Raw genomic sequence first — 20,216 nt, 5'->3', positions numbered from 1 at the left:
CTTAAGTTATCACTGGCCCCTGAACCTCACAAGGGTGGTTGCAAGGTACCGGCCTCCAGAGATGAAGCCCCTCTCAATCACCTCATCATCCATGCCGCAGTTAGCCACCGATACAACATCCTTGCTCCTGGGGTCAGAATCCATGACCTCCCTTACCTTAACGCCGTGACGGGAGGTCTTCATGATAACACATGCATCCACGTCTTCAACTATCCTCTCAAACCTTTCATCTATCCTGGGGACCACCACAAGGATCTCATCGCCCTCAACGAGGGCTGTCCCTGCACTCGCAGCGCATGCAGTGAAGGATGTAACCCCTGGGACCATAAGGGTTTCGAATCCCCTCTCAGTTATTCTCCTCTGCAGATAACTGAAGGTACTGTAAATTGATGGGTCGCCAAGGGTTATGAATGCAACATCCCTCCCTGCGCCAAGCTCCGCGGATACAAGGTCAGCGGCCTCGTCCCAGTGCCTTTCAAGCTCATCCCGATCATCGGTCATGGGGAAAACAGGGTCAATAACCCTGTACTCATCCTTCCTCTCATCAAGGACTTCCCTCACAATGGAGAGTGCTATGCTCTCCCTCTCGGATGATGAACGGGGCGCGCAGACCACGGGCACAGATTTAAGGATCCTGACGGCCTTAAGGGTTAAAAGTTCACTGTCCCCTGGACCAACACCCACACCTATAAGCCTTCCACTCATCAGAACACCTGTAAACGATTATAAGCCTGTACATCTCCTATCACTTTTCACAGACACACTCTCTAAACTTATATAGTCCATCACCCTTAAATAGACCCATGGAGAATCCACTTTTCTGCCCGGACTGCGGGATGATGAGGGACAGCTGCACATGCAGGGGCAGGGGACGCCTCTCAATATTCAGGAAATTAATGGGAGGCAGTGAAGAAGAAATGGAAACCCGGAAGGGAATCGGGGAGACCCTCAGGGATGACATCAGGAAGAGACACCCCCACATACCCTCAGAGATCATTGAGAACTTTCCATTCCCACAGCCAAGGCCAGGGCAGCTTGATATCATAAATGACATCTACCAGGCCCTTGAGGACGGCTACAGATACGTGGTCCTTGAGGCCGGGACAGGGACAGGGAAATCAGCCATAGCATGCACCCTTGCAGGGATATACCAGCCAGCCTACATCCTGACAATGACGAAACAGCTCCAGGACCAGTACGCAAGGGAGTTCGGCTTCCCTGTTGTTAAGGGCCGCGGAAACTTCCTCTGCAAGAACGAGGACCTTGAATCATCCTGTGATATGGGGACATGCCAGACTGTAAGCTCATCAGACAGCTTCCACTGTCCCTACGGTGTTGTGAGGGGAGAAACACTCCTTGGTGAGGAGGCATTCCAGGATTCCTATGGGAACAGGATCTACTTCAAGGGACCGGAACACTGCAACTACTGGGAACAGAAGGCTGAAGCCATAAACAGCCCCATAACACTGATGAACTATGACTACGCCTTCCTTGAGCTCAACTACGTCGGCCACTTTGACAGGAGAAACCTCATGATACTGGACGAGGCCCATAACATTGAGGACAAACTCATGAAGAGGCTGGAGGTAACACTGTCAAACAGGAGGCTCAGCAAGGACATCAAAAAGAAGATCCCCCCATCAATGCTGAAGGAGGATGACCCTTCAGAGTGGGTGCTCCAGGTTGAAGCCATAATGGACCACTACAGCGACCTTGAACTGGACTCCATGCCAAGGAGGAAGAGGGACAGGATAAAGAGGACCATAAAGAGGCTCTCAGAACTCAAGATGAGCCTTGAAGATGAACCTAAAAACTGGGTTGTTGATTCAGATGATGATTCAGTTTCATTCAAACCCCTGAGGGTCCACAAGTACGCCCCTGAAAGGCTCTTCTCCTACTCTGAATCATGCCTCTTCATGAGCGCCACAATACTCAACGAGAGGCTCTTCTGCCAGTGGCTCGGGATAGACCCAAGGGAAGCATACTTTGTGAAGGTTGACAGCCCATTCCCCGCCTCAAGGAGGCCCATAGAGCTCAAGATCGCCGGGAAGATGTCCCGTAACAGGATAAAACAGACTGCACCGGAGACCATACCCATACTGAACAGGATCCTTGAAAGGCACAGGAATGATAAGGGCCTCATACATACACACAACTACCGCTGCCAGAGGTTCATAATGGAGAACATCCATAACAGGAGGCTGATTGACCACAGGGCATCCAACAGGGAGGCGGTCCTCAGGTACTTTGAGGAGACCCCCGAGCCCCTGGTACTTGTGAGCCCATCCATGAGTGAGGGTGTTGACCTCCCCTATGACAAGTGCCGCTTCCAGGTAATCTACAAGATCCCATTCCCCTACCTTGGGGATAGGCAGGTTAACCTGAGGCAGAGGACGGATCAGAGGTGGTACGCCTACAAGACCATCATGACCCTCATGCAGGCATACGGGCGTGGAATGAGGGCCCATGACGACTCATGCTACACCTACATCCTTGATGGCAATATTGAGATGATATTCAGAAGCCCCCTCTACAGGTCTCTTTTACCCGAGTTCTTCAAGGAAGCAATAGTTAATGAGTAGGAACTCCCAATAATTATAATGATTCAGTGTTCTGAAGGTGATAGTATGGATTATGATGAAATCATCGCATTCCATGGCCATTCATGTCCCGGGACGGCCCTCGGATACATGGTGGGCAAGATCGTGGCTGAAAGGTTCGGAAGGTCAGAGGATGAGGAGATAGTTGCCATAGTCGAGAATGACAGCTGCAGCGTGGACGCTGTCCAGTGCATGACAGGGTGCACCTTTGGTAAGGGTAACCTCATATTCAGGGACCATGGCAAACACGTTTACACATTCTTCAACAGAAAAAGTGGTGATGGGATACGGATAGCACTTAAAAAACCCCTTGATCAGCTCATGAAGGAATCCGGGGTTACTGAGAGATCCGAGATGACAGAAAGGATACTTGAGATGGACCCCTATGAACTCTTTGATGTCAGGGATGTTTCAGAGAAGCTGCCTGATGAGGCAAGGATCTATGGATCGGTCATATGCGCCGAGTGCGGTGAACCGGTTTCAGAGCACCGTGCAAGGGTCAGGAACGGCAGGATAGTCTGCATACCATGCTTCAACAGATAATACAGGAGAGAACAGATTTACCGTCACAGCAGGGAGCGGCATTCATCCGGTCAAAAAAATCGGGGGGAAGGGTCCTGTTTATCAGAAATCTTGATGACTGCAGTATTCCAGGGCCATGGATGGCACCTTAATCTGTGAATTCTTACATCCCCACAGGGAGGACCTTGAAATGGGTTTCAGCGTGGCCCATGCGGCACTCAAACCAGGGGAGTCCTCACTACCCCACAGGTTAAGGAAATCCGTTGAGGTCTACTACATCCTCGAGGGTGGGGGTGAAATGCATATCGGGGATGAGTCCAGGAAGGTTAAGCCCGGGGACATCATATACATACCGGCATCCTCCACCCAGTATATAAGGAACACCGGGGAATCCGATCTGAGCTTCCTCTGCATGGTCTCTCCACCATGGCGCCAGGAAGATGAGGAACTCCAGGTCCAGGATCAATGAAACAGTCCCGGTAACTCAGTATAAGTCCTACGGATCTTCAGGGAATATTTTACAGCCTTAAGTGAGCATACAGTGCTTCTCACGCCACAGGACTGTAAATTTTCATTTCAGATCTGTGGAATTAGCTTTTAAAAATAGTATGGTGATTCATAACGATAACGGACCCGGGGGGATTTGAACCCCCGACCTTGGGATCCGAAGTCCCACGTCATATTCCAGGCTAGACTACGGGCCCCTAAAAAATGGGTAACGGTTTCTATATTTGAACTAATCATTTATATACCTTCACCATCCCCACACCTCAGCTCAGTATAGTATGAACGGTGGCTTCTTGGGGTATCTTTGATTATAAAGGGCAGTAGGAGTGCTTTGAGGTAATTTTTGAGAAGATCTTCTGCAGTTACCGATGGTGGCTCCCCATGGAGGAAGCACCCTCAGGTCCGTATTCATTGGTCCAACTCCAGGCACAACTTACTTTAGATGACAGGCTATAACTGAATATAAGGAGGAAATGATTGAAATGCTTGCAAAGAGAATAATACCATGCCTTGACTGTGACCTCCAGGTGCCCAATGGGAGGGTGGTCAAGGGTGTTGAGTTCAAACAGATAAGGTACGCCGGGGACCCTGTTGAACTTGCAACCCGCTACTATGAGGATGGCGCCGATGAGATAGTCTTCCTTGACATAACAGCCTCCCATGAGAGGAGGGAGACCATGACCCATGTGATAGAGGCCACAACAGAGAACGTCTTCGTACCCATATGTGTCGGTGGAGGTATAAGGAAACCCGAGGACTATGTGAAGATGCTGAAGGCAGGCGCGGATAAGTGTTCAACCAACACAGCAGCCATCAAAAACCCGGACCTCATAAACGAGGCATCAGAACTCGTGGGATCACAGGCATGCGTGGTTGCAATAGACGCCAAGAGGAGGTACATTGACAGTCCACGGGAATCGGATGAAAGATTCATCATCGAGGTTGATGATGGATACTGCTGGTATGAGTGCAGCATATACGGGGGCAGGGAATTCACAGGGATAGACGCCATAAACTGGGCCATGGAGTGCCAGGAGAGGGGTGCCGGTGAGATCCTCCTCACATCCATGGACCGTGACGGTACAAAGGAGGGATACGATATTCCCCTCACAAGGACCATGAGCCAGAACCTTGACATACCTGTAATCGCATCTGGTGGAGTTGGAAGACCCGAACACATCTATGAGGCATTCACGGATGGAATGGCAGACGCCGCCCTTGCAGCCAGCATATTCCACTTCAACGAGTACCCTGTGCCGGTCGTGAAGGAGTACCTCAGGTCAATGGGGGTTCCAGTTCGCATATGAATATTGAAAACGTCATAGAACTCCCTGCAGGGGAATTTGACCTTGAAATGACCCAGAAGAGCGGTCAGACCTCACAGCCGCCATGGCATGAGGTGGGAGGGGAGTTCAGGGAGCTGTTAATGGTCAGGGGAAGGCCATGCCCGGTTGCGGTTAGACAGAGGGGGCGTGTCCTGGAGGTAAGACCGTACCTCAGGGTCAACAGGAATGACCTTAAAAAGAGGATAGAGTACATATTCGACCTTAAATTTGACCTTGAAGACTTTTACAGTTTTTTGGATGATATGGGTCTCTCAGAATCCATAGAATCTTCAAGGGGTCTGAGGCTCTTCCTTGCAAAGGACCCCTTTGAGTGCATCATATCATCCATAGCATCCCAGAACTGCTCAGTGCTCCGGTGGACACGATCCATAATGGACATAAGGCGGATGTGGGGCCCTGCTTTCAGGGTATCATCAGAGACCTTCCATGGTTTCCCATCCCCAGAAGTCCTTGCAGCCGTTGAGGAGGACTCCCTTGAGGAACTTCAGAGGGCCGAGGATGATCTCCCAGAGGACTTCGCCTTCAACAACCTCAGGGCCTGTGGCGTTGGCTACCGGGCACCCTACATCAGGGAAACATCAAGGATCCTTGCCGAGGAGATTGATGTGAATGAGGTGTGGGGTATGGATTACCATGAGGCCCTTGAACTCCTCCTGGAGCTGCCAGGAGTCGGCCCCAAGGTCGCTGACTGCATACTGCTCTATGGATTCAGGAAGACAGAGGCCTTCCCTGTTGATGTATGGGTGAGGAGGATAATGAATTACATCTACCCTGAGAGGAACTTCAGGGATGGTGAACTGAGGGAATTCGCATGGAGCAGGTTCGGTGAAATGGCAGGGTACGTGCAGCTTTACCTCTTCAACCATGCCAGAAGATCAGGCCTACTTGAAAAGCTTAAGGGGGGCTGAGGGTTAATCTCCTCTTTTTTGATGATGCGAGGGGTGTATTATGGGGGTCAGGGATATAACCGATGAATTCAGAAGAAGCGCAAGGAAATCATTCAGGGACCTTCAGAGGGCATTGAATGATAGATACTGCTGGAAGTGTCCCCAAAGGACTGTAAGGTCCATTACAGGGTGCAGGGAACTGGATGCATGGGTCCGGCTCAGGGATGCCCTTGAGGATGAGGTTTCATCATTCATCAGTGAAAGTCTTGGAGAGGAGGCCCTTGACAGGGTGAAGACAAGGATGAGGGAGAGGAAATTAAGGAGGGAGCTCCGCATACTTAAGATCAATGATGAGTATCTCATTGCAGGAAGACCAGTCGGACTTGTTTCAGGCGACCTTATTATTATTGGATCGGATATACATATCCTGAGGGGGCTTGATGGCGTCTATGCCGTCACCGATGATGGAAGACACCCCCTCCATGCTGTTGAGGGGAAGGTACTTGACAGGATTGGAAGCAACCACCCCCTCCATGATTACATCAGGGGCATTGGAAGGATCTAGAGTTATTGAAGGAATATAAGACCTTAATCACTGGAAATGGGCTGGAGGGATATGTGGGTTATTGAACCCAACGAACGGTTCAGCATATTTATCCACACCATCCAAATGGGCTGGAGCGATATGGGGTTATTGAACAGGAGGAATTAGATGGAGGATGTTAAAAGGAAAATAGAATCTGCTTCATCTGTCTATGAGGCTGCCGAGATTGTTTTTGATGAAATAAGGAGGATAACCGGGAGTGAATACTGCTACGTGGCCTACGTGGATCCTGAAAACGGGGACAGTGTAGGGATAAAGTTCTCCCACCTCACACCCTACTGCGACCACTATGAGAGTATCGGCGAGGCAAGGTTTAAGCTCCCTAAAAGCGGAATCTACGGGGGCCTCCTGGGATACTCCCTTGATACCGGAGAATCCTTCTTCACAAACAACCCTGCAGGTCACCCGGCAGCCCACGGCATACCAGAGGGGCATGAAATGGTATCCCAGTTCCTATCTGTGGCTGTTAAGGACTCTGACGGGATACTTGGCCAGATAGTCCTTGGAAACCCTGAGGAGAACTATACCGAGAAGCACCTCAGACTTGCAGAGGAAATCGGCAAGGCCTATGCCACCGTTTTAAGAAGATTCTATGGGGGTGAGATACCCCTAAGGTAGGATCCATGTGACCATTTCCTATCCGGACTCTGATTCAGGGATACAGGACTTATCCATCATGATGGCATCCAGATAGAGGTGCGGAGCCCCTGCAGGACCTATTCATCATAAACCCTGACCCTCAGCATCCTGTCCCCCACTTCTATTGATTCAACAACATCCATACCCTCAACAACCTTACCGAAGACCGTGTGGACCCCGTCGAGGTGTGGCTGGGGTGATAGTGTTATGAAGAACTGGCTGCCCCCGGTATCCCTCCCCGCATGGGCCATTGAGAGGGCACCCTTAACATGCCTGTTGGGGTTTATCTCGCACTTTATCGTATAACCGGGGCCGCCGGTCCCATCTCCGAAGGGGCATCCCCCCTGGATCACAAAGTCAGGTATGACCCTGTGGAAGGTCAGACCATCATAGAATCCCGTGTTGGCCAGTTTCTCAAAGTTACTGACGGTATTTGGGGCTTCATCATCAAAGAGTACCAGTTCAATTTCACCCTTCACAGTTTCTATAACTGCCCTTTTCATGCTTTCACCAGAAAAATCTTTATTATCTATTTAGGCTCAACATTAATAGGGGAGTATTATTTATAAATTTGGTGATATCATGGATCCCGATGAAATAATTGAACTTGAAAAGAAATTTATCATGCAGACATACACAAGGCAGCCACTGGTCCTTTCCCATGGCAAGGGGGCAACCGTATGGGACGTTGAGGGTAAATCATACATTGACTGCTTCGCCGGTGTTGCGGTCAACAATGTGGGACATGCACACCCCAAGGTGGCCCTTGCAATCTGCCACCAGGCACAGAGGCTCATCCACTCATCCAACATCTACTACACAGGGGAGCAGGTTGAACTTGCAAGGCTCCTCACAGCAATTTCACCACACGACAGGGTTTTCTTTGCAAACAGCGGGGCCGAGGCAAATGAGGGAGCCATAAAACTTGCAAGGAAATTCACAGGAAAATCTGAGATCATAACAGCAGAGAATTCATTCCATGGAAGGACACTTGCCACTGTAACAGCAACAGGACAGAAAAAATACAGTGAACCATTCAAACCACTCCCTGAAGGCTTCAAGCATGTCCCCTACGGGGACATAACCGCAATGGCAGATGCCATAGGAGATGACACAGCAGCCATAATGCTTGAACCGGTACAGGGTGAAGGAGGGGTCATAGTACCACCCCCAGGCTACCTGAGGGACGTCCAGGAACTTGCAAGGCAGAATGACGTGCTGTTCATCCTTGATGAGGTTCAGACAGGCTTTGGAAGGACCGGGGCAATGTTCGCCTCAGAACTCTTCAACCTGCAGCCTGACATCACAACCGTGGCCAAGGGGATGGGTGGAGGTTACCCTATAGGCGCGGTACTTGCAAATGAGGATGTGGCATCAGCCTTCAAACCAGGAGACCATGGTTCAACCTTCGGAGGAAACCCACTCGGCTGCGCAGCCGCAACCGCCACCATAGAGGTCCTGATGGATGAGAAACTCCCTGAAAGGGCTGCTGAACTGGGAGCGTACTTCATGGAGAAACTCAGACAGACCCTCGGGGGGCATGATGCTGTCAGGGAGATCCGGGGCCTCGGCCTCATGATCGGAATTGAACTCAACACCGGCTGCGCAGGGGTTGTAGATGGGGCGAGGGAGATGGGGCTCCTGGTTAACTGCACAGCAGAGAGGGTCGTACGCCTTGTCCCTCCACTGGTCATAAAGAAGGAAGAGATAGACGCCGCAGTTGACATACTTGCAAACGTTATATCCGGGCTCTAGGGGCTGAAGAGCTCCGGCATCCTTTTTTGAATTCCTCAAGCCAGGGTGAAAACCTGAGGGGACCCGAGGTGTACCAGCACCAGTCCTCGTGTTCACGGCTTATTCTAACCCCACCCCCAAGGACATCAACGGTGAATATGATGTTCACCGATACCTTATGGGGGAAGGCCTGTTCAACAGCACCCACCACGTGCCCGGGCCTGATCCTGAGGCCCGTCTCCTCATGAACCTCCCTTACAAGGGCTTCATCAAGGGTCTCATTTGCCCTCACCTTACCACCCGGGAGTTCCCAGAGGGAAGGGTTTGTGTGCGAATCATCCGACCTTTTAACCACCAGAACACCATCTTCCCCTACTATAAGGGCCCTTGTAACTGCAATGAATGGCTTCATATTCCAGCACCCCAACAACTTATATTATCATGTCGATAAAAGATTTAGTGTAAACTTCTTGGAGGATCATTATAATGTTTCCTGATATTGATGTTAATGATAAGGGACATCTTACAATTGGCGGTGCGGACGCCGTCGACCTTGCGGATAGGTATGGCACACCCCTCTATGTGATTGATGAGATGAGGATAAGGGATAACTACAGGAGACTCTACAGGGCCTTCTCAGAGAGATACTCAAGGTTCCAGATATTCTATGCATGCAAGGCCAACACAGGCCTGGCCGTCATGAGGATACTTGAGGAGGAGGGAAGCGGAATTGACGCTGTATCCCCCGGTGAGATCTACACATCACTGATGGCAGGCTTTGAACCTGAAAGAATCCTCTACACAGGTAACAATGTAACTGACAGCGAACTAAGGTTTGCAGTTGATGCTGGTGTGATGATCAACGTTGATTCAAGGTCACAGCTCAGGAGGCTGGCAGAGATAGCACCCGAGGGCCTCAGGATATCCTTCAGGGTCAACCCCCTTGTTGGGGCAGGTCACCATGAGCACTGCATCACAGGGGGAGAGATGAGCAAGTTCGGTATCATGGAGAGTGAAGCGGCTGAGGTCTACAGCCTTGCAGTGGACATGGGCTTTGAACCTGTGGGTATACACGCCCATATAGGTTCGGGTATCCTTGACCCCGAACCCTTCATGCTGGCGGTCGAATCCCTCATGGACATAGCCGGCAGGGTTTCCGAGGAGTCAGGGGTTGAATTTGATTTCATAGACTTTGGAGGAGGCCTGGGAATACCCTACAGGCCTGAAGAAGAACCCCTTGATATTGAGGAATTCGCCTCAAGGATAACAGGCCTCTTCAGGGAGAAACTCTCTGAGTACGGCCTTGGAAAGCCTGTTATGTGCCTGGAGCCTGGAAGATACATTGTTGGTGACGCATCATACCTCCTTACAAGGGTGAACACCGTGAAGGAGAGCTACAGGAGATTCGCGGGTGTTGATGCAGGGTTCAACACGCTCCTGAGGCCAGCCATGTATGGCTCCTACCACCACATACTCGTGGCTGACAGACCCCTCGATGAAGCAGTGGAGGAGATTGACATAGCAGGAAATGTATGCGAGTCAGGCGACCTCTTTGCAAGGGACAGGAAGCTCCCTGAAATCCATGAGGGTGATGTGCTTGCCGTTATGAACGCGGGTGCATATGCATTCTCAATGGCATCCCAGTACAATTCCCGTCCAAGACCAGCAGAGGTCCTTGTGAGGGACGGTGAGTCAGAGGTTGTAAGGGAGAGGGAGACCTTCGCGGACCTGCTTTCAAAGCAGACTGTTCCTCCAAGGCTCCTTAAGAGGTGATTGGCTTGTCAAGGATGATACTCTTCTCAAAGATGCACGGCCTCGGGAACGACTACGTGGTTATAGATGAGAGCACCCAAGAATGCATACCTGAGGATAAGAAACCAGAATTCGTTGCAGAGGTATGCAGGAGGGGATTCTCTGTTGGTGCCGATGGGGTTATATTTGTCCAGCCACCCATCCATGATGGGGATATAAGGTTCAGGATATTCAACTCCGATGGAAGCGAGGCAGAGATGTGCGGTAACGGTATAAGGTGCTTCTCAAAGTTCGTATATGAAAATGCAGTGGTCCGCAAGGACCGGCTCAATGTTGAGACACTTGCAGGGATGAAAACGGTTGAACTTGAAGTTGAAGATGAAAGGGTGGTCTCTGCAAGGGTTGACATGGGGAAAGCGACCTTCAAGACCGATGAGATACCCATGGACGTGGGTGAGTGCGAGTTCATAGACAGGTTCCTGCCTGTTGAGGGCGAGGATATAAAGCTGACTGCATTGAGTGTGGGGAACCCCCACGTCGTCATATTTGTTGATGATGCCAGCGCCGTGGACCTCCAGAGGCTGGGACCCGCCATAGAGAACCATCCCCTGTTCCCTGAAAGGATAAACGTCCACTTCGTGGAGATCGTAAGTCCCTCTGAAATCGTCATGGTAACCTGGGAGAGGGGTGCTGGTCCTACCATGGCATGCGGTACAGGTGCAACGGCCTCTGTAATTGCAGGGGTTAAACTTGAAAAACTCGATGACAGCGTCCTTGTACACCTCCCGGGCGGTGAACTGAAGATTGATGTCTACCAGGAGGGCCCTGACCTCGGCGCATACATGGAGGGGGATGCCGTCATGGTCTTTGACGGGATACTCATAAGGGACCCCTAAGGATCAATGTTCTGCAGACGGTTATATGGGGACCATCTACTCAAGGGAGTTCCAGGGGGCGCCATCATTTCAGATTTTATCCCTGGCGGTTATGAGGACTATCTCCTCAAAGAAGTACCTTTCAGAGGCGGCGACCCTGGCATCAAATCCAAGGCCCTCCAGTCTTTTAAGGGTCTTTTCGGTGTCTGAGAGGGATGACTGCACCATCTGAACCCTTCCTCCAGGGTTTAAATGTTCCTTAAGGCCGTTGAGGAACCTGTCAATGACCCTCCTCCCGTCGGGACCACCATCCCATGCAGCATCAATGATCTCCCCTCCAGCATCCTCTTCGGATACAGGGAGGTAGGGGGTGTTGAAGAGTATAAGGTCAAATTTTTCACCCTCAACGGGTTCAAAGAGATCACCCTCCAGAAACCTTATTTCTGCTCTGTTGAGCTCAGCATTCCTTCGAGCGCATTCAATGGCATGGGGGTTTATATCCGTTGCTGTCACCTGGGAGGAGAGGGAGGCCTTGATGGCAACAAGACCTGTGCCGGTGCCGATCTCAAGCACACGGTCACCCTCCCTGATTTCAAGGTTATCTGCCAGTAGAAAAGTGTCCTCTGCAGGTTCATAGACGTTTTCACATGTTTCTATCTTGATGCCGGAGTATCTGATCATTCATGGTCCTCCAGGATGAAAACATCCTCGATATGTCTCTCTTTAAGTGCCAGTTTGATTCTGTGTGCAAGTAGAAGTGATGGATTGTAGCGTCCCTTCTCAAGGGCTATTATGGTCTGCCTTGTGACCCCTACGGCCCCTGCAAGTTCTTCCTGGGTCATTCCAAGGTTTTTTCTCTGTTCTCTTATCCTGTTCTTCAATTTTCCTTCTCCAGACGGTAGTTTGTCACGGACTTTGCCACCACACCTGCAATTAGTGTAGGGCAATGAAGGGGTTAACCCTGGGTTCTCCTCTAAGGGAGCTTAGAATGAGTTCAATGAACATTCCAACTACCAGTATGGGTATCATGGCCCATGCAGCGTTCCTCTCTGCTATTGCCTCGTGGATGTACTCCCTTTCATCCCTCTGAACCTTCCACATAACATCAAACATGTCAATGAAGACGAATAACAGCCAGGCCCCTGTGACATAGAGTCTTGCAATGGCTTCAAGGGGTAGGAGCTGAATCAGGAGTATTAGCATGATTATTGAGGCAAGGTAAAGGGCTCCCTGCCATGTTTTGATGCTGACACCCCATCCACCATACTTTCTTCTTCCGAACCATTCAGGTCTTGCAATTATCATAGAATCATCATGTAAAAAATAGTTTACATGTTATTTAAAATTTTCGTACCCTCATATGGTCAGTATTTTTCAGGGTCCTGGCGCGTATTCATTGAAGTTTCAGAGGCTATACCTTCTTCTTCTCTTCAAGCCGGCTTATATGTTCTGTTATCTCAAGCACATCCTCGGGTCTCAGCTGGAAAACCCGTTTCTCAAGTATCCCTGGGGGTAGGGAATCCAGGACCTCTGAGATGCTCAGATCAACCCTTATTTCATGGAAGGATTCCTTGAGTGACTTTGAAGTCTTTTTCTTCCTGTGCTGGAAGAGGGCACGGCAGACATCCCCGAAGAGTTCCGGAAGCCTGAATCCTGTGGGCCTGATCTTCACGACGGCGGATTCAACCCTGGGACGTGGAAAGAAGCACCCTGGACTGAGGTAATCAATAATCTCAACCTCTGCAAGAAAATGCAGCATGACAGAGAGGCGGGAGTAATCCCGGGTACCAGGCCTGGCGGTCATTCTAAGGGCGAATTCCTTCTGATACATCAGCACCCCAAGTTCGAAGTCATGCTCAAGCAGCCTGAAGGTTACAGGGGATGATATCTGATAGGGAAGATTGGACACAACCTTGTTGAAGTCTGGAAAATCAACCTTAAGGGCGTCACCGACGATTATGTTAACATTATCTGTTCTGATACGGTCCCTGAGTATCCCGGCGATGAAGGGGTCCCTTTCAATGGCGGTCACCTCACCTGCAAGTTCCGCCATTGGAAGTGTAAGGGTCCCTATACCCGCCCCTATCTCAAGAACATGATCATCCTTACAGAGATCCGCAGAATCAATAATGAACCTTCTCTTATTATCATCAATGAGGTAATTCTGGCCGAGGCTCCTCTGAAGCCTCACACCATACCTTGAAAGAACCTTCCTTGTCTCAGTGTAGAGCCCTGGCATAAAGAAATCAGTCACTTCTCTTTGGGGGTCTTGTGAATATCATGTACTTCCGTTTACCCCTTCTGGCACCCTCAACATCCAGTTCCATGAGGACCCTTTTAACTATGAGCTTAACAGGGTCAGATAGCATGGGGATCCTGTTCTTTATGTCCTCAAAACTCTCAAAGGGTTTCTCCTCCCTGGCCTTAAGGATATCCCACATATGCTTTTTACCGATTCCTGGAAGAAGTTCAAGCTGATGAAGCCTTGTACTTATAGGACCTGCCTCGTTAAAGAACCTTACAAACCTTTCCTCATTGGACTTCACTATCTCCTCAATGACATAGGGGAGCTCAACCCTTGCTGTGGCTGTCAGATCATTATGCCTCAGCCTCCTGTTGATACGGGCTATCTTATCCCTTTTGCCCTTCCCTATGTAGACCTCCTCATGGATGTCCAGATCCACGTCCGGTTTTGGTGTCAGCTCGAGGAGGGTGAACTCGTCCCTGCCCACTGCCTGGGCAACAGGTCTCTTCTTGAATGTGCCGAAGCCTTCGCTCATGTAACCCAGAGGAAGGTAGTCCAGTATGATAGCATATTCTTCCATGAAATCACATACTCTAATGGTTTATGGGATTGAATATTATTTTTTATTCAACCCTGTATTTATCTATTATCTCGAGTATGCCTGGAAGGTCTTCAGCCTTAATGGGAACCCTTTCCTTGGCAAAGATCAGGCGGAGGTCAGAGAGGTCAACGGGCATGAGATCGGCAATTCGAACCGCGTGTCTCTTCTTTATGTTGGGAACCTCCATGAGTTCCTCAACGAGTTCGCGGCTGGTTTCAGGGTCCAGCCTTGAGAAGCGGGTCACATGGTCGAGGACCAGGTTCTGTTCATAGTTCAGCTCATGGTCCTCACCGAATTTTTCAAGGATCTCCTTAACCTCTGCCATAGAAACAGGTTCACTTTCAAGAACCTTTTTCCCTATCATGGGAATCACTTCTGCATCTGAAGGTGCTCTGGCCTTACAACAAGCTGCTTGTCCTTTTTACCATCCTTTATGGCCACAACGAATGCCTTACCCATTTTACCTATAACTCGCCCTGTTTTACCATGGAATCGTGGGTGGGGCTGTCCACGATGAATGCTTGGATCGATGATTATGTGGACAAGGTCATCCTGTTCAAAGTTCTGGATTTTCCTTGTGATGGGATTGGATCTCCCGGGTCTTTTGACCTTCTGAAGCTTGTGCCTTGTTTTACTTCTGAAACCTCTTGATCTTCTCATTTTTTAACCTCCATAAATAGCCTTTGATGGCTTGTAACAGTCATTAAAACTTTACAAGAATCAGATATTAGACTTATAAGTTCTCTATTTAATGCCTACATCAATATATAATTTTTCCTCATGGGGGGTCCCCTACCTCCAGGACATCAAGGGCAGTGCACCTTGCAGCCACCCCGAGGACGCTGCTCACGCTGGGACTGGTGCGTCCATGGTCTCCTGAGATGAGTTCCTTTATATAAAGCCCGCCTTCCCCCTTTATTATGAGTTCAAGGCACCCTTCACCCTTCAGATTCCACTTTATATCAAGGACCCTTCTCTTCCGGACCTTATCGGCCCTTCGATGGGAAACCCTGAGGGGGGTCCTCTGGTTTATAACCTTGAGGGTTTCAAGCTTCATGAGGTCATCCTCCCCAACCGGGCCTTCAAGTTCAACAAGGGCCCTGTAGACCTTGTACCTCTCCCTTGAAGTGTTCTTGATCTCAACCTTCCTGTTCCTTGAAGAGAATTTAAGGCCGCTCACCTCAACCATCCCGGCGGCCCTCCTGTTTATCTCATCCTCCAGGGCTTCAAGGTCCAGATTTCTGGTTCTGGGCTCCAGTATTTCAAGGACGAAGGGTCTTCCCCTTCCAAGCATCCTCACATCAACATCCTCCCTTCCTGAACCATGGAATCTGGTATCCCTACCCCTGCTTGCCTCAAGGACGGGTTCGGATACAAGTTCCTCTACTGATGTGCTGTACATCTTTCCTGTGTGGTTGCATGCTTCACATCCCCTTCCACGGCACCTCCTGCACGGCCATTTAGTCTGGGGTATCCCGCGAACCAGTTTACGGTAGCGTCCCTCAATAAAGATGGGGTTGATCTGAATCCAGACCTTAAGCCCTGCCCGGAAGTCAACCATTACTACAAGGTCAGGGTTTTGGAAATCAGCGCGGCATCCAAGTTCACCTGCAAGCCTCTTACCTATCTCCCGGTTGAGCTCCTTCTTTATGCCCTCGGCCTGGATCCCCAGTTTCCTGTTAATATGCTCGTCCCCTTCGACCACCTCATCAGGTAGCCTTGTGCCCACGAGTATCGATGAGTACTCAAGGTCCAGGGCATCGATCCTTGATCTTGCGGCTTCAACAGCATCATCAATCCTTTCAAATATGTCCCCGCAGACTGCACATGGACTTTCAGTGGATAGTGAGAATTCCTCCCTAAGCTTCATGCCCCTCAGGAGGTTTCCAGGGCCCTCCATGGAATCTGCGAACCGCCTGCCAAGGCAGTGAAGGCATATATGGGATCCTGTGATCTCCATGAGCTTCTGCAAACGTTCCATCATCTTCTTCCCGGTCTCTGTACTGTTAACGGTGTCCATGGACTTCTTCTCCGGGTGTTCTATCTCATGAACTGTCTCATGAGCTGACCCATCGGTCCGCCCATCTTTCTTCTTCCAAGGCCCTTCATGGCCTTCTTTGTAACCTTATAGTACTTTAGGAGGTCTTTAACGTCCTCGTTACGGGTACCTGAACCCCTGGCTATTCTGCGTATCCTTGAATGTTTGATGATATCTGGTTTTTCCAGTTCCTCATCTGTCATGGAGTCCATGATTATAAGGTACCTTTTGATGGTCTCCTCGGTCATCTTACTGGCGTCCTTGGGGAGCTTACCCATCCCCGGGAGCATCTTCATGATCTGCTGAAGGGGGCCCATCTTCCCCATCATCTCAAACTGCACCCTCATGTCCTTGAGGGTGAACCTGCCTGAGAGTATGGCGTCAAGGGACTCCTCGGAGATGTCCTCCTCTGAGACCTCCTCCACCTTTTCAAGGAGGCTCCTGAGGTCACCCATACCCAGCAGCCTTGATATGAACCTTTCAGGGTCAAAGACTTCAAGGTCCTCTATCCTTTCACCGGTACCTATGAATTTAATGGGGGCCCCGATCTCTGCAACAGCTGAGAGCGCACCACCACCCTTGGCGGAACCATCAAGCTTTGTCACTATTATTGAACCGATGTCGGTGGCCTCCCTGAATGCAAGGGCCTGTTCACGGGCCTGCTGGCCTATGGTACCGTCAATTACAAGGATGGCCTCATGGGGCCTGACAACGTCTGAGAGTTCCTCCATCTCATTGAGAAGGTCCTTCTCCTCCTTATGCCTCCCTGCAGTGTCGAATATGATAACATCCTTTTTCTGGAATTCTTCAAGCCCCTTCCTTGCAAGGTCCACGGCGTCCCTGTTCTGGGGGTCACCGTAGACGTCGATATCCTGGCCCTCGGTGTACTGTCTGAGCTGCTCAAAGGCGGCGGGCCTCCATGTGTCGGTACAGACAACACCCACCGTGAAGCCCCTCCTGCGCAGGTGCCTTGCAAGCTTACCGATGGTGGTTGTTTTACCGCTCCCCTGAAGTCCAAGGAACAGTATCCTGTAGGGTTTCTCATCTATGCTGAGTTCCTGGGCCTTCTCACCAACCAGCTTCACCATTTCCTCGTACACTATCCTTATGATATGTTCCTTTGGTGTTATCCCCCTGGGTGGCTCCTCATTAAGGGCCCTGTTCTCTATCGACTTTGATAATTTGAATACAAGTTTAACGTTAACATCGGACTGGATCAGGGCTCTCTGGATGTCCTTTATAACTTCCCGGACCACTTCCTCGTCAACTATGGTCATCCCTGCCAGTTTTTTCATTGTTTTACTGAGGCTTCTGCCCAGATTGCCAAGCATGATTTCACCCTCATTCTTCAACAGTCATTAACCATCTGGAGACGGCCACGTCCTTACCATAAACGGCTCTTCAACAATCATTAACTATTGTTGGAGTCAACTTATATATTAAGGAATTGAAAGATTCCCTAGTGAAGGATAAAACAGGGTGCTGTGTGATTGAAATGCTTGATAGACTTAAGGAGAGCCTCAGAAATTCACCTGTAATTAAAAAGGGCGATTACGATTACTTTGTAAATCCAGTAACCGATGGAATACCACTTACAGAGCCTGAGCTACTTGAAGAGGTGGCTGAGGAGATCATAAGAAGGTTCAGGCCTGATGCAGATAAGATCCTCTGCATAGAGGCCATGGGGATACACCATGCAACGGCCCTTTCACTTAAAACAGGGATATCCTTCGTGGTTGTCAGGAAAAGAAGGTACGGACTCCCCGGTGAGGTGGCGGTCCATCAGATGACTGGCTACAGTGAAGGTGAACTCTACATCAACGGTATCAGGGAGGGCGACAGGATACTTGTAATCGATGACGTTGTAAGTACCGGGGGCACGCTCCTGGCGGTCCTGGAGGCACTGAAGGGGATGAATGTTGAAATAGTGGATGTTATAACCGTCATAGACAAGGGCCGCGGATCTGAAGTCGTGAGGGAAAGGACAGGATTCAGTGTCAGAAGCCTTGTAAGGGTCGATGTCGTGGACGGCAAGGTAATCGTGGAGGAAATCCCTCCATAAAATATGAATTGGGGTATCTGAAGGAATGTCGCTTTACAGTTTGGAAACAGAAAGGGTCATCCAGGAGATAAAGAAGCTGGGGGCAGAGGTTGTGGGCCTCCAGTTTCCTGATGGACTCAGGATCAGGGCAACTGAAGTTGCAGAGAGGATAGAGAAGGAGACAGGGTCACTGGTTCTTGTATCTGGGGATCCATGCTTCGGGGCCTGTGATGTTTCAGACAGGAAGATGAGGGGCCTTGTTGATGTCATAGTACACTATGGACACACACCCTTCCCCCTGGACTATGAGGTTCCTGTTATCTTTGTTGAGGCCTACTCTGCCGCAGATGTCTCAGGGGTTCTCAGGAGGGCTGCTGAGATGCTCTCAGGTTACAGGAGGATAGGCCTCGCCACCACCACACAGCACCTCCATCTCCTGGATGATGCCAGGAGGTTCCTGGAGGAAAGGGGCTTCGAGGTTCTCATGAAACCAGGGAGGAACACGGAACCGGGCCAGGTGCTTGGATGCAATTTTTCAGGTATCAGGGGCCTTGATGCCGATGCATACCTCTTCATTGGGAGCGGAGACTTCCACCCCCTGGGCATAAAACTCTTCACAGGAAGGGATGTTCTAGTGGCAGACCCCTACCATGGGGAGGTAAGGAACATCGATGAATTTGCAGACAGGGTTCTCAGGGTGAGGTTTGCAAGGATAACACGGGCCATGGATGCAGAAAGGTGGGGTATAATCCTGTCATCAAAGGAGGGCCAGAGGAGGTTCCAGCTTGCAGAGAACCTCAAGGGGAAACTGGAGGAGGCAGGTAAGAGGGCCATCCTCATTATCATGGACAATATCTCCCCTGACCTCCTCCTCCCCTTCAGGGAACTTGAAGCCTTCGTGGTAACGGCATGCCCCCGTGTGGCCATAGATGACTCCCCAATGTATGATAGACCACTCCTCAACCCATCTGAACTTGAAATAGTCCTTGGTGAGAGGGACTGGGAGGACTACACCCTTGATGAGATCATAATCTGATGGGTGTCTGAATTCAGGTGTTTTTCTTTCCTTGTTTAAACCAATAGTCTGATAAGCATCAGATACCCTGAGTGCCGGGACGGCACAGCACACTGGAATCATCAGAAGCCAGCATATGAAACCACACACCTCTCCACAAAAAACATTATATACTCCATGAGAAATAACCATTATTCAGTATAAGTCAGGTATTGTTTTTATCCTGAAGAGGTGAATGGATGAAAGTTAAATCTGGGGACATGGTTTTTCCCGGAGATTTTTTAGCTGTAAGTGAAGAACTTCTACCATCAGAGGGAACCTATGATGATAACGGGAAGATAAAATCCCTTGTTGTTGGAGAGGTTGAAAGAGACGATAAGAACAAGAGTATAAAGGTGATATCCAGGTTCAGCACCCCCCCGGTCCTCAAGACAGGGACAAGGGTCGTAGGGGAGGTCATTGATGTGAGGGGCCAGCGCGCCCTTGTGAGGATACATGGCATAAAGGGCAGCAGGAGGGCCCTTGCAACCTACTTTGTGGGCGGTGTTCATGTATCACAGGCAAAGAAGGGCTACCTTTCAAAGCTAACAGAGGCCTTCCGCATAGGGGACATTGTGGAGGCGAAGGTCACAAGGGTCATGGGCCTCGATGGCATAGACCTCCAGACATCTGGCCGTGAATTGGGTGTTATAAAGGCCATGTGCACAAGGTGCAGACACTTCATGGAGTTAAACAGCAGGGACGAGGTAAAGTGTCCCAACTGTGAAAATAGAGAGAAAAGAAAGCTTTCAATAAACTATGAAGGTTAAG

At 50.0% G+C, this 20,216-nt stretch carries 25 protein-coding genes and 1 tRNA gene; 13 read left to right on the top strand and 13 right to left on the bottom strand.

The genetic code is table 11. The features are described 5' to 3' along the window. Window positions 1–9 precede the first annotated feature (9 nt). Window positions 10–705, bottom strand: a complete 696-nt coding sequence (gene cobI / locus N5910_RS08950) for a precorrin-2 C(20)-methyltransferase (protein ID WP_074359575.1) — start codon at window positions 703–705, stop codon at window positions 10–12. Window positions 706–803: 98 nt separating this feature from the next. Here cobI and N5910_RS08945 point away from each other — a divergent pair, with 98 nt between their 5' ends. From N5910_RS08945 to N5910_RS08935, 3 genes are all read left to right on the top strand, one after another. Continuing rightward, window positions 804–2,582, top strand: a complete 1,779-nt coding sequence (locus N5910_RS08945) for a helicase C-terminal domain-containing protein (protein ID WP_074359574.1) — start codon at window positions 804–806, stop codon at window positions 2,580–2,582. A 45-nt stretch (window positions 2,583–2,627) separates the two neighbouring features. Next, window positions 2,628–3,143 carry an FmdE family protein gene (locus N5910_RS08940; RefSeq protein ID WP_074359573.1) on the top strand — a complete coding sequence of 172 codons (516 nt, stop codon included), beginning with the start codon at window positions 2,628–2,630 and terminating at the stop codon, window positions 3,141–3,143. Between the two features lie 115 nt (window positions 3,144–3,258). After that, window positions 3,259–3,591 (top strand): cupin domain-containing protein, encoded by a 333-nt coding sequence (locus N5910_RS08935; RefSeq protein ID WP_074359572.1) that lies wholly within the window; start codon window positions 3,259–3,261, stop codon window positions 3,589–3,591. A gap of 159 nt (window positions 3,592–3,750) precedes the next feature. On the opposite strand, the gene N5910_RS08930 is transcribed toward N5910_RS08935, so the two are convergent. Continuing rightward, a tRNA-Arg gene (locus N5910_RS08930) sits at window positions 3,751–3,826 on the bottom strand. 285 nt (window positions 3,827–4,111) lie between these two features. Here N5910_RS08930 and hisF point away from each other — a divergent pair. The 4 genes from hisF (at window position 4,112) to N5910_RS08910 (ending at window position 7,084) form a co-directional block, all read left to right on the top strand. Then, window positions 4,112–4,936 carry an imidazole glycerol phosphate synthase subunit HisF gene (gene hisF, locus N5910_RS08925; protein WP_074359833.1) on the top strand — a complete coding sequence of 275 codons (825 nt, stop codon included), beginning with the start codon at window positions 4,112–4,114 and terminating at the stop codon, window positions 4,934–4,936. Beyond that, the gene (locus N5910_RS08920) at window positions 4,933–5,883 is read left to right on the top strand and encodes a DNA glycosylase (RefSeq protein ID WP_074359571.1); all 951 of its coding nucleotides are present in this window, start codon (window positions 4,933–4,935) and stop codon (window positions 5,881–5,883) included. The genes hisF and N5910_RS08920 overlap by 4 nt, the downstream gene beginning before the upstream one ends. Window positions 5,884–5,923: 40 nt before the next feature. After that, on the top strand, window positions 5,924–6,427 hold the full coding sequence (locus N5910_RS08915) for a hypothetical protein (RefSeq protein ID WP_074359570.1): 504 nt from the start codon (window positions 5,924–5,926) through the stop codon (window positions 6,425–6,427). A gap of 147 nt (window positions 6,428–6,574) precedes the next feature. Beyond that, entirely contained in the window at window positions 6,575–7,084 is a 510-nt protein-coding gene (locus tag N5910_RS08910; protein ID WP_074359569.1) for a GAF domain-containing protein, read from the top strand. A 98-nt stretch (window positions 7,085–7,182) separates the two neighbouring features. Here N5910_RS08910 and N5910_RS08905 read toward each other — a convergent pair whose 3' ends face one another. Then, the gene (locus N5910_RS08905) at window positions 7,183–7,608 is read right to left on the bottom strand and encodes a peptidylprolyl isomerase (protein WP_074359568.1); all 426 of its coding nucleotides are present in this window, start codon (window positions 7,606–7,608) and stop codon (window positions 7,183–7,185) included. Between the two features lie 79 nt (window positions 7,609–7,687). Between N5910_RS08905 and N5910_RS08900 the strand changes: the two genes are divergently transcribed. Further along, a complete protein-coding gene (locus tag N5910_RS08900) occupies window positions 7,688–8,860 on the top strand; it encodes an acetylornithine transaminase (RefSeq protein WP_074359567.1) in 1,173 nt (390 codons plus the stop codon). On the opposite strand, the gene N5910_RS08895 is transcribed toward N5910_RS08900, so the two are convergent. Further along, window positions 8,844–9,251 (bottom strand): NUDIX domain-containing protein, encoded by a 408-nt coding sequence (locus N5910_RS08895; RefSeq protein ID WP_074359566.1) that lies wholly within the window; start codon window positions 9,249–9,251, stop codon window positions 8,844–8,846. The genes N5910_RS08900 and N5910_RS08895 overlap by 17 nt on opposite strands. Before the next feature lie 74 nt (window positions 9,252–9,325). Between N5910_RS08895 and lysA the strand changes: the two genes are divergently transcribed. Then, a complete protein-coding gene (lysA, locus tag N5910_RS08890) occupies window positions 9,326–10,612 on the top strand; it encodes a diaminopimelate decarboxylase (protein ID WP_074359565.1) in 1,287 nt (428 codons plus the stop codon). A gap of 14 nt (window positions 10,613–10,626) precedes the next feature. Next, window positions 10,627–11,487 (top strand): diaminopimelate epimerase, encoded by an 861-nt coding sequence (gene dapF / locus N5910_RS08885; protein WP_074359832.1) that lies wholly within the window; start codon window positions 10,627–10,629, stop codon window positions 11,485–11,487. 69 nt (window positions 11,488–11,556) lie between these two features. On the opposite strand, the gene N5910_RS08880 is transcribed toward dapF, so the two are convergent. The 9 genes from N5910_RS08880 to N5910_RS08840 all read right to left on the bottom strand — a co-directional run bounded on the left by N5910_RS08880 (window position 11,557) and on the right by N5910_RS08840 (window position 17,681). Beyond that, a complete protein-coding gene (locus N5910_RS08880) occupies window positions 11,557–12,147 on the bottom strand; it encodes a HemK2/MTQ2 family protein methyltransferase (RefSeq protein WP_074359564.1) in 591 nt (196 codons plus the stop codon). Further along, window positions 12,144–12,347 carry a helix-turn-helix transcriptional regulator gene (locus tag N5910_RS08875; RefSeq protein WP_261599581.1) on the bottom strand — a complete coding sequence of 68 codons (204 nt, stop codon included), beginning with the start codon at window positions 12,345–12,347 and terminating at the stop codon, window positions 12,144–12,146. The genes N5910_RS08880 and N5910_RS08875 overlap by 4 nt, the downstream gene beginning before the upstream one ends. 52 nt (window positions 12,348–12,399) lie before the next feature. Next, a complete protein-coding gene (locus tag N5910_RS08870; protein ID WP_261599580.1) occupies window positions 12,400–12,771 on the bottom strand; it encodes a hypothetical protein in 372 nt (123 codons plus the stop codon). A gap of 106 nt (window positions 12,772–12,877) precedes the next feature. Further along, window positions 12,878–13,720, bottom strand: a complete 843-nt coding sequence (gene rsmA, locus N5910_RS08865) for a 16S rRNA (adenine(1518)-N(6)/adenine(1519)-N(6))-dimethyltransferase RsmA (protein WP_261599579.1) — start codon at window positions 13,718–13,720, stop codon at window positions 12,878–12,880. Next, window positions 13,713–14,291, bottom strand: coding sequence for a DUF655 domain-containing protein (locus tag N5910_RS08860; RefSeq protein ID WP_261599578.1), 579 nt, complete (start codon window positions 14,289–14,291; stop codon window positions 13,713–13,715). Before N5910_RS08860 ends, rsmA begins: the two co-directional genes overlap by 8 nt. Window positions 14,292–14,334: 43 nt before the next feature. After that, a complete protein-coding gene (locus tag N5910_RS08855) occupies window positions 14,335–14,676 on the bottom strand; it encodes an RNA polymerase Rpb4 family protein (RefSeq protein WP_074359560.1) in 342 nt (113 codons plus the stop codon). A 5-nt stretch (window positions 14,677–14,681) separates the two neighbouring features. Next, complete coding sequence (locus N5910_RS08850; RefSeq protein ID WP_074359559.1) at window positions 14,682–14,972, bottom strand: 50S ribosomal protein L21e; 291 nt, start codon at window positions 14,970–14,972, stop codon at window positions 14,682–14,684. 118 nt (window positions 14,973–15,090) lie between these two features. Next, window positions 15,091–16,332, bottom strand: a complete 1,242-nt coding sequence (locus N5910_RS08845; RefSeq protein ID WP_261599577.1) for a tRNA pseudouridine(54/55) synthase Pus10 — start codon at window positions 16,330–16,332, stop codon at window positions 15,091–15,093. 20 nt (window positions 16,333–16,352) lie between these two features. Further along, the gene (locus N5910_RS08840; RefSeq protein WP_261599576.1) at window positions 16,353–17,681 is read right to left on the bottom strand and encodes a signal recognition particle protein Srp54; all 1,329 of its coding nucleotides are present in this window, start codon (window positions 17,679–17,681) and stop codon (window positions 16,353–16,355) included. Between the two features lie 164 nt (window positions 17,682–17,845). On the opposite strand from N5910_RS08840, the gene hpt reads away from it, so the two are divergent. The 3 genes from hpt (at window position 17,846) to N5910_RS08825 (ending at window position 20,215) form a co-directional block, all read left to right on the top strand. Then, window positions 17,846–18,412, top strand: coding sequence for a hypoxanthine/guanine phosphoribosyltransferase (gene hpt, locus N5910_RS08835; protein ID WP_261599575.1), 567 nt, complete (start codon window positions 17,846–17,848; stop codon window positions 18,410–18,412). 25 nt (window positions 18,413–18,437) lie between these two features. Beyond that, complete coding sequence (dph2, locus tag N5910_RS08830) at window positions 18,438–19,427, top strand: diphthamide biosynthesis enzyme Dph2 (RefSeq protein WP_261599574.1); 990 nt, start codon at window positions 18,438–18,440, stop codon at window positions 19,425–19,427. A gap of 218 nt (window positions 19,428–19,645) precedes the next feature. Continuing rightward, window positions 19,646–20,215, top strand: a complete 570-nt coding sequence (locus tag N5910_RS08825) for an exosome complex RNA-binding protein Csl4 (RefSeq protein WP_074359557.1) — start codon at window positions 19,646–19,648, stop codon at window positions 20,213–20,215. Window position 20,216: the final 1 nt, after the last annotated feature.

Origin of the sequence: Methanothermobacter wolfeii (assembly GCF_025397995.1) — an archaeon.
GTDB lineage: Archaea > Methanobacteriota > Methanobacteria > Methanobacteriales > Methanothermobacteraceae > Methanothermobacter > Methanothermobacter wolfei.
Note: the sequence above shows the minus strand (reverse complement) of the source record. Positions and strands in the feature narration are given on the sequence as shown.

Excerpts from the sequence above, each read along its gene's own strand:
- cobI (WP_074359575.1), bottom strand. The coding sequence starts at position 705 with ATGAGTGGAAGGCTTATAGGTGTGGGTGTTGGTCCAGGGGACAGTGAA.
- N5910_RS08945 (WP_074359574.1), top strand. The coding sequence starts at position 804 with ATGGAGAATCCACTTTTCTGCCCGGACTGCGGGATGATGAGGGACAGC.
- N5910_RS08940 (WP_074359573.1), top strand. The coding sequence starts at position 2,628 with ATGGATTATGATGAAATCATCGCATTCCATGGCCATTCATGTCCCGGG.
- N5910_RS08935 (WP_074359572.1), top strand. The coding sequence starts at position 3,259 with ATGGATGGCACCTTAATCTGTGAATTCTTACATCCCCACAGGGAGGAC.
- hisF (WP_074359833.1), top strand. The coding sequence starts at position 4,112 with ATGCTTGCAAAGAGAATAATACCATGCCTTGACTGTGACCTCCAGGTG.
- N5910_RS08920 (WP_074359571.1), top strand. The coding sequence starts at position 4,933 with ATGAATATTGAAAACGTCATAGAACTCCCTGCAGGGGAATTTGACCTT.
- N5910_RS08915 (WP_074359570.1), top strand. The coding sequence starts at position 5,924 with ATGGGGGTCAGGGATATAACCGATGAATTCAGAAGAAGCGCAAGGAAA.
- N5910_RS08910 (WP_074359569.1), top strand. The coding sequence starts at position 6,575 with ATGGAGGATGTTAAAAGGAAAATAGAATCTGCTTCATCTGTCTATGAG.
- N5910_RS08905 (WP_074359568.1), bottom strand. The coding sequence starts at position 7,608 with ATGAAAAGGGCAGTTATAGAAACTGTGAAGGGTGAAATTGAACTGGTA.
- N5910_RS08900 (WP_074359567.1), top strand. The coding sequence starts at position 7,688 with ATGGATCCCGATGAAATAATTGAACTTGAAAAGAAATTTATCATGCAG.
- N5910_RS08895 (WP_074359566.1), bottom strand. The coding sequence starts at position 9,251 with ATGAAGCCATTCATTGCAGTTACAAGGGCCCTTATAGTAGGGGAAGAT.
- lysA (WP_074359565.1), top strand. The coding sequence starts at position 9,326 with ATGTTTCCTGATATTGATGTTAATGATAAGGGACATCTTACAATTGGC.
- dapF (WP_074359832.1), top strand. The coding sequence starts at position 10,627 with ATGATACTCTTCTCAAAGATGCACGGCCTCGGGAACGACTACGTGGTT.
- N5910_RS08880 (WP_074359564.1), bottom strand. The coding sequence starts at position 12,147 with ATGATCAGATACTCCGGCATCAAGATAGAAACATGTGAAAACGTCTAT.
- N5910_RS08870 (WP_261599580.1), bottom strand. The coding sequence starts at position 12,771 with ATGATAATTGCAAGACCTGAATGGTTCGGAAGAAGAAAGTATGGTGGA.
- N5910_RS08860 (WP_261599578.1), bottom strand. The coding sequence starts at position 14,291 with ATGGAAGAATATGCTATCATACTGGACTACCTTCCTCTGGGTTACATG.
- N5910_RS08855 (WP_074359560.1), bottom strand. The coding sequence starts at position 14,676 with ATGATAGGGAAAAAGGTTCTTGAAAGTGAACCTGTTTCTATGGCAGAG.
- N5910_RS08850 (WP_074359559.1), bottom strand. The coding sequence starts at position 14,972 with ATGAGAAGATCAAGAGGTTTCAGAAGTAAAACAAGGCACAAGCTTCAG.
- N5910_RS08845 (WP_261599577.1), bottom strand. The coding sequence starts at position 16,332 with ATGGACACCGTTAACAGTACAGAGACCGGGAAGAAGATGATGGAACGT.
- N5910_RS08840 (WP_261599576.1), bottom strand. The coding sequence starts at position 17,681 with ATGCTTGGCAATCTGGGCAGAAGCCTCAGTAAAACAATGAAAAAACTG.
- hpt (WP_261599575.1), top strand. The coding sequence starts at position 17,846 with ATGCTTGATAGACTTAAGGAGAGCCTCAGAAATTCACCTGTAATTAAA.
- dph2 (WP_261599574.1), top strand. The coding sequence starts at position 18,438 with ATGTCGCTTTACAGTTTGGAAACAGAAAGGGTCATCCAGGAGATAAAG.
- N5910_RS08825 (WP_074359557.1), top strand. The coding sequence starts at position 19,646 with ATGAAAGTTAAATCTGGGGACATGGTTTTTCCCGGAGATTTTTTAGCT.